At 37.4% G+C, this 6,633-nt stretch carries 7 protein-coding genes; all 7 read left to right on the forward strand.

Annotated features, from left to right (window positions below):
- Nucleotides 1–85: 85 nt before the first annotated feature.
- The 7 genes from glmU to truA are packed head-to-tail and all read left to right on the forward strand — an operon-like array spanning nt 86 to nt 6,458.
- Nucleotides 86–1,393, forward strand: a complete 1,308-nt coding sequence (glmU, locus tag CYP28_RS02150; RefSeq protein WP_103592923.1) for a bifunctional UDP-N-acetylglucosamine diphosphorylase/glucosamine-1-phosphate N-acetyltransferase GlmU — start codon at nt 86–88, stop codon at nt 1,391–1,393.
- On the forward strand, nt 1,380–2,552 hold the full coding sequence (gene coaBC / locus CYP28_RS02155; RefSeq protein ID WP_103592924.1) for a bifunctional phosphopantothenoylcysteine decarboxylase/phosphopantothenate--cysteine ligase CoaBC: 1,173 nt from the start codon (nt 1,380–1,382) through the stop codon (nt 2,550–2,552). Before glmU ends, coaBC begins: the two co-directional genes overlap by 14 nt.
- On the forward strand, nt 2,549–3,235 hold the full coding sequence (locus CYP28_RS02160) for a hypothetical protein (protein WP_103592925.1): 687 nt from the start codon (nt 2,549–2,551) through the stop codon (nt 3,233–3,235). The genes coaBC and CYP28_RS02160 overlap by 4 nt, the downstream gene beginning before the upstream one ends.
- A 3-nt stretch (nt 3,236–3,238) precedes the next feature.
- Nucleotides 3,239–3,910 (forward strand): polyprenyl diphosphate synthase, encoded by a 672-nt coding sequence (uppS, locus tag CYP28_RS02165; protein WP_103592926.1) that lies wholly within the window; start codon nt 3,239–3,241, stop codon nt 3,908–3,910.
- Between the two features lie 7 nt (nt 3,911–3,917).
- Nucleotides 3,918–4,706 carry a prepilin peptidase gene (locus CYP28_RS02170; RefSeq protein WP_103592929.1) on the forward strand — a complete coding sequence of 263 codons (789 nt, stop codon included), beginning with the start codon at nt 3,918–3,920 and terminating at the stop codon, nt 4,704–4,706.
- Nucleotides 4,699–5,727 (forward strand): LptF/LptG family permease, encoded by a 1,029-nt coding sequence (locus CYP28_RS02175; protein WP_103592927.1) that lies wholly within the window; start codon nt 4,699–4,701, stop codon nt 5,725–5,727. Before CYP28_RS02170 ends, CYP28_RS02175 begins: the two co-directional genes overlap by 8 nt.
- A complete protein-coding gene (gene truA, locus CYP28_RS02180; RefSeq protein WP_103592928.1) occupies nt 5,727–6,458 on the forward strand; it encodes a tRNA pseudouridine(38-40) synthase TruA in 732 nt (243 codons plus the stop codon). Before CYP28_RS02175 ends, truA begins: the two co-directional genes overlap by 1 nt.
- Nucleotides 6,459–6,633 lie beyond the last annotated feature (175 nt).

Consider the following 6,633-nt stretch of genomic DNA (forward strand, 5'->3'; position numbering starts at 1 on the left):
TTGTTGAAACAATCGTTAAATTAAAAAAAATGTTTGGCATTTTTTGCTACAATCTGCGAAATTTTTAACGTTAAAAGGCTTAAAAATGAACAATACTTCAATCATAATTTTAGCAGCTGGTCTTGGCACTAGAATGAAATCAAAACGTCCAAAAGTCCTATTTGAACTTTGCGGTGAGCCAATGATCATTCACATCTTAAAGCAAGCTTATGCGATCACAAATGACGTTAGCGTCGTGCTTCACTACGAAAAAGAGTTAATTAGTCAAAAAATAAAAGAAATTTTTCCTCAAACTAAAATTTTTGAGCAAGATCATACAAATTTCCCAGGCACTGCTGGCGCGATAAAGAGCGTAAATTTAAGCGGCAAAAAGGTGCTTGTAACTTGTGGCGATATGCCTCTTGTAAAATCAACCGATCTAATGCGTCTAGCAAATGCCGAAGCTGACGTGGTTATGAGCTCTTTTGAAGCAGCAAATCCTTTTGGCTACGGCAGAGTCATCATAAAAAACGGCAAAGTTGAAGGCATCGTCGAGCAAAAAGATGCAAGCGAAGCGCAACTTGCGATAAAAAGCGTAAATGCTGGCTGCTACTGCTTTAAACGCGAGGCACTAGAGCAAATTCTACCACTCATAAGCAACCAAAACGCGCAAAAAGAGTACTACCTAACAGATGCCATAAAAATAGCAAACGAAAAGGGCTTAAAGTGCGTCGCAGTAAATGTAAATGAGCAAAATTTCATGGGCATAAATGATAAATTTCAGCTTAGCATTGCAGAAAAAATAATGCAAGATGAGATCAAACAAAATTTGATGAAAGCTGGCGTTTTGATGCGCATGCCTGAGAGCATTTTCATAGACAGCAGGGCTAAATTTGAAGGTGAGTGTGTGCTAGAAGAAAACGTAAGTATCCTTGGCGAGTGCGTCATCACAGAGAGTATCATCAAAAGCTCATCAGTGATCGAAAATAGCGTCATCAAAAACTCAGACATCGGCCCGCTAGCTCACATTAGGCCAAATTCTAAAATTTCTGACACACATATAGGAAATTTCGTCGAGGTTAAAAAAGGCGTTCTTAGCGGCGTAAAAGCTGGACATTTGAGCTATCTTGGCGACTGCGAGATAGAAAGTGGCACAAATATCGGTTGTGGCACGATCACATGCAACTACGACGGCAAAGCAAAATATAAAACAAAGATCGGCAAAAACGTCTTTGTTGGCTCAGATACACAGCTAGTAGCCCCTGTAAATATCGCTGATAATGTCATCATCGCAGCAGGTAGTACCATCACAAAAGATGTTGAGAGTGGAGCACTAGCGATTAGCAGAGGTCGTCAAGAGAACAAAAGCGGCTTTTTTGAGAAATTCTTTGGCAAAGACGATGTTAAAAAATAAGAAAATTTTACTAGCCGTTTGCGGCAGTATCGCCTTTTATAAGGCTTTTGAAATTTTATCGCTGCTTAAAAAGAAAGGTGCTGATGTTTATGTGGCTTTAAGTGACGGAGTGCTTGAATTTTGCAGTGCAAGCGGCTTTGAGGCGCTAAGTGAGCATAAAATTTTAAGCTCACAAACGCAAAACTGGCAGGATGGCGTAAATCACATAGCCTACTCTAAAATGGATCTAGTCCTAATCGCACCAGCCTCGGTAAATACGATAAATAAGCTAACAGCTGGCATCTGCGACAATGTCTTCATGCAAACGCTAATCGCCGCCTCGCATGTGCCTTTGGTTGTCGCCCCAGCTGCAAATAACAATATGATCGAGCATTTTGCGACGCAAAATTCACTTGAAATTTTAAGAAAAAACGGCGCTTTAGTAGTTGAGCCAGTTCTTAAAACTCTAGCTTGTGGCGATGTTGGCAAGGGTGGCCTTGCAAGCCCCGAAGTGATAGTAGAAGCTGCCATAAAAAAGCTTAGCAAGCCCATTTTCGCAGGCAAAAAAGTAGTAATCACTGGTGGTGCGACGACTGAAAAGATAGATGATGTTAGAGCCATTACAAATTTTTCAAGCGGCAAGATGGCAAGAGCTTTGGCTAGAGTCTTTTACTACGCAGGTGCGGAGGTAAAACTGCTTGCTAGCTTTGAAGCGGAAAACGAGCCATTTGAGAGCCTTAAATTTAGCTCAAGCAGTGAGCTTTTAGAGCTTTGCAAGAGCGAGTGTAAGAGTGCGAATTTGCTTGTAATGTGTGCTGCAGTAAGCGATTTTATGCCGACAAAAATTGATGGCAAGATAAAAAAAGAGGACGTTGGCGAAATTTTAAGCTTAAGTCTAAAGAGAAATGTCGATATTTTGCAAAGCTTAAAAGAGTTTAAATGCAAAAAGATCGGCTTTAAGCTTGAAATCTCAAAGGAGAATGCACACAAAAATGCTAGAGTAATGCTGGAGCAAAAGGGGCTTGACGCAGTTTGTCTAAATATCTTGGGTGAGAAAAATGGCTTTGCAAGCGAGCAAAATGAGGTAAATTTCATCACGAAAAATAGTGAAACTTTGCTGCCGCTTGCCGCAAAAGACGAGATCGCAAGACATATCGTGGAGCTAGCGGCAAATTTATGATAGAGAAAATTTCTCGCATTCAAAAAATAGCAAAAAATGCAAATTCACCGTTAGTAGCTATAAATTCGTCACTTCCGCTTAGTATCTTAGTAAGCCAAAAGATCGGTTTTAACAGATACATTTTAAATTTTGCAAATAAAAATTTAAACACAAAAAGCGCAAAAGAGCTAAACGTAGGCTCGAGATACTGGGGCGAGGTGCAAAGCCAGGGCGAAAATATCGTCATAAAAAATTTATACGAAAAGCCAAGAATTTTAGACGAAGATGTCTTGGCTGATGGGCTAAATCTTATCGAAAATTTGATAGAAAATGAGAATTTATCGTGGTTTTATGACCATTTATTTAAAAGTTTAAGTGAAGCTAAAACAAAAAACGAGATGAAAGTGCTAGCGAAAATGCTCTTTGCTCTGCAAGAAAATGTCTTGCACATACCATTTATTTATAATGGCATAAACGGCGTTTTTCAGCTAAAAAAAGAGGAGAATGATATGAAAATTTTTTTAATATTTTCAAATTTTGCTCCACTTATTTTTAAATTTAAAGATGAAGTTTTATACGAGATCACGACTCCATTTAATAATGTAGCTAGCTTGTTAAAAAGTGAATTTAGCGCCAACATAACAGTGCAAAATGTAAGTGCTCTTTGGAGCAAAAAAGAACAAATTATTGATATAAAAGGCTAAAGATTGAATGAATTAAACCACCTTGCTATTATCATGGATGGAAATGGACGCTGGGCTAAAAAACGTGGATTTTTACGGACAAATGGGCACGAAGCCGGAGCAAATGTAGTAAGCGATATGTGCGAATTTTGTATCGATAATGGCGTGAAAATTTTAAGTCTTTACGCATTTAGTACTGAAAACTGGAAAAGGCCACAAAAAGAGGTCGAGTTTTTGATGAATTTGCTTAAGAAATTTCTAATTTTAAAGCGTGTTGACTTTATAAAAAATGGGATTAAATTTAATACAATCGGCGATATTTCACCATTCAGAGATGAGCTAAAAAACGAGATAGAGATCACCAAAAACGCTACAAGAGAGAATAAAAATTTATTATTAAATTTAGCTATAAACTACGGCTCAAAAGATGAGATCATTAGAGCTGTAAAAAAGCTAACTTTAGAAGGCTGCGAGATAAACGAAGCAAGCCTAAATGCAGCACTTGATGAGAGTGAGCCGGTGGATCTTCTTATTAGGACTGGTGGCGAGAGCAGGCTTTCAAATTTCATGCTTTGGCAAGCAAGCTACGCAGAGCTATTTTTTACGCCCACACTTTGGCCTGACTTTAGCAATGATGAGCTTGCAAGCATCGTTGCTAAATTTAAAGATATAGAGCGAAGATTTGGCGGAGTTTAGTGAGATAATGGATAATTTAGTCATCTTTTTTGCCGTCTTTGCTTTTGTTTTAGGTATTTGTGTAGGCTCATTTTCAAATGTGCTGATATATCGCTTGCCACGAAATGAGAGCATAAATTTTCCAGCCTCACACTGCCCAAACTGTAATCACAAGCTAAATTTTTATCACAACGTTCCAATTTTTTCGTGGCTATTTTTAGGCGGTAAATGCGCCTTTTGTAAGCAAAAAATAAGCCTCATCTATCCAGTGATCGAGCTAATTTCTGGGATACTTTTTTTGATCTGCTTTTTTAAAGAGTGTGGCGAAATTTTAAGTGTAGAAACGCTGCTTTACGTGCTATTTTTAGGGCTTTGCTTTATCATGCTGCTAGCTCTTAGCATCATAGACATAAGATATAAAGCTGTGCCAGATCCGCTTCTTTTTGCAGCGCTATTTTTCGCATTTATCTATGCTCTGATGCTTTTTATATTTAAAGGAAATTTTGCCCAAATTTTAAATTTATTCCTTTTTGCACTTATCTTTTGGGTGCTTAGATTTGTCGTAAGTTTTGCTATAAAAAGAGAAGCGATGGGTAGTGCAGATATCTTTATAGCAGCAATCATCGGAGCTATCTTGCCAGTCAAACTGGCTCTAGTGGCGATCTATTCGGCAGCGCTTTTTACACTTCCAGTCTATGCGCTCGTTCGCAAAAAGAGCTATGAGCTAGCCTTTGTGCCATTTTTAAGTCTTGGCTTACTTATTACATACGCTTTTAAAGAGCAAATTTTAGAAATTTTAAGGTTTATTTATGAGTAGAGTAAATAGATATCTTTTATTTAACTTTCTAGGGACTTTTGCGTCGCTATTTAGTACACTTTTTTTGATCATGTCGATCGTATTTTTCATCCAGATCGCACGCATCACTTCTTACATTGAGATCAGTTTTGGCGAGCTTTTTAAACTCTACTCATTTATGCTTCCACGCGTGCTACTTTTTGTCGTGCCTATCGCATTTTTTGTATCACTTGCGATGACACTTTTTAGATTATCAAAAGAGAATGAAAGTATCGTTATTTTTACGCTTGGTGGATCGCCAAATAAAATAGCAAGATTTTTTTTAGCATTTTCAGCCCTTTTAAGTGCCGCTTTGCTGGTAGTTGCCATCGTCATGATACCAATAGCCGCCCAGCTAAATGCAAATTTCATCGACTACAAAAAGACTGTTGCAAAGCTAAATTTAAAGCCAACTCAGTTTGGACAAAAATTCTCTGACTGGATGGTCTATGTGGGTAGTGAAATGCAAGATAACAACGGCACTACTTATAAAGATATCGTGATGTTTAATCCTTACATTAAAGGCTCCCAACGCTTAATCACTGCTAAAAACGCAAAGATCACTAATACAAATCAAAGCATTGAGCTCTCTTTAGTAGATGGAAAAATGTATGACATAAAAGATGAAATTTATCATCAAAGCAACTTCAAATCCATGAAGATAAGGACTGCCCAAAGTGAAGAGATAAGCGATATAGGCAGTATAAAGGAGTACTGGACGGAGGCAAATAGTAGCGAAAAAAGAAGAAAAGATCTTAGTACGTATGTACTTGTTGCACTATTTCCACTTGCCAGTACACTTTTTGCCATAAGCTTTGGCATCGTTACTTATAGATATGAAAAGGGCATGGTTTATGTTGGGACATTTGGCGTTTTATTTGGGTATTTTACGCTCATAATGCTATTTTCATCAAAACCAGCTTTTGCGATTCCACTCATATTTTTCGTCTTTTTATTGGCAGGGATTTTGCTTTTTAAAGCCAAAATCGTGCGAAGATACTAATGAAAATCCAACTAATTTATAGCTACGATGGCTCCAAATTTCAAGGCTCGCAAACTCAGCCACATGAAAATGGCGTAGAAGATGAGCTCTCACGTGCTCTAGCTCACGTTGGAATATTTGAAAAAATAGTCTCTAGCTCACGTACGGACAAAAACGTTCATGCGATCAATCAAAGTTCAAGCGTAATTTGTGGCGATCATTTTAAAAATTTAGAGCACTTAAAAGAGCTAATCAACCGCCATGCCCACCCAAATATTCATATAAAACGTATAAATTTAGTTGATGAAAATTTTCAAGCAAGATTTGACGCCGTAGCAAGGTCTTATAGATACATTATAGATCATGGAGAATTTGATGTTTTTAGCTCAAATTATAAAGTCTTTTTGCCAAAATTTGATATCAAAAAAGCAAATAAAATTTTATCTAATTTTGTTGGCGAGCATGATTTTAGCTCCTATATGAAAACAGGAAGTGACACAAAAAGCCCAGTACGAGAAATTTTTAAAGCATTTTGTTATAAACACAAAAACCAAACTATCATCGTTTTTAAAGCAAATGGCTTTTTACGCGCTCAAGTGCGGCTTATGATTGCAAATCTACTTAAAGCTTTGAGTATCAAAAATGGTAGTGAGCTCATCAATGCTTCGCTTAATGGACACCTTGCATTAACTCGTATCCCAGCTCCAGCTGAAGGACTTTATCTAAATAGAGTTTTTTATAAATTTAACTAGGTATTTAGAATATTCAATAGGAGGCTTACTTAATATTAAATAGAGAATCCTAACCCTCCTTCAAATTTTTAACACAGTAAATGATAAAGAAAAACTTTTTAAGATCCACTCTGACTCACCCAAGGCCTGCCCGCTCGGTAGCAAGATCGAAGGTCTCTTAACCATCCCCCTCCTA

The sequence above is a fragment of the Campylobacter concisus genome (assembly GCF_002914195.1).
In the GTDB taxonomy this organism is placed as follows: domain Bacteria; phylum Campylobacterota; class Campylobacteria; order Campylobacterales; family Campylobacteraceae; genus Campylobacter_A; species Campylobacter_A concisus_M.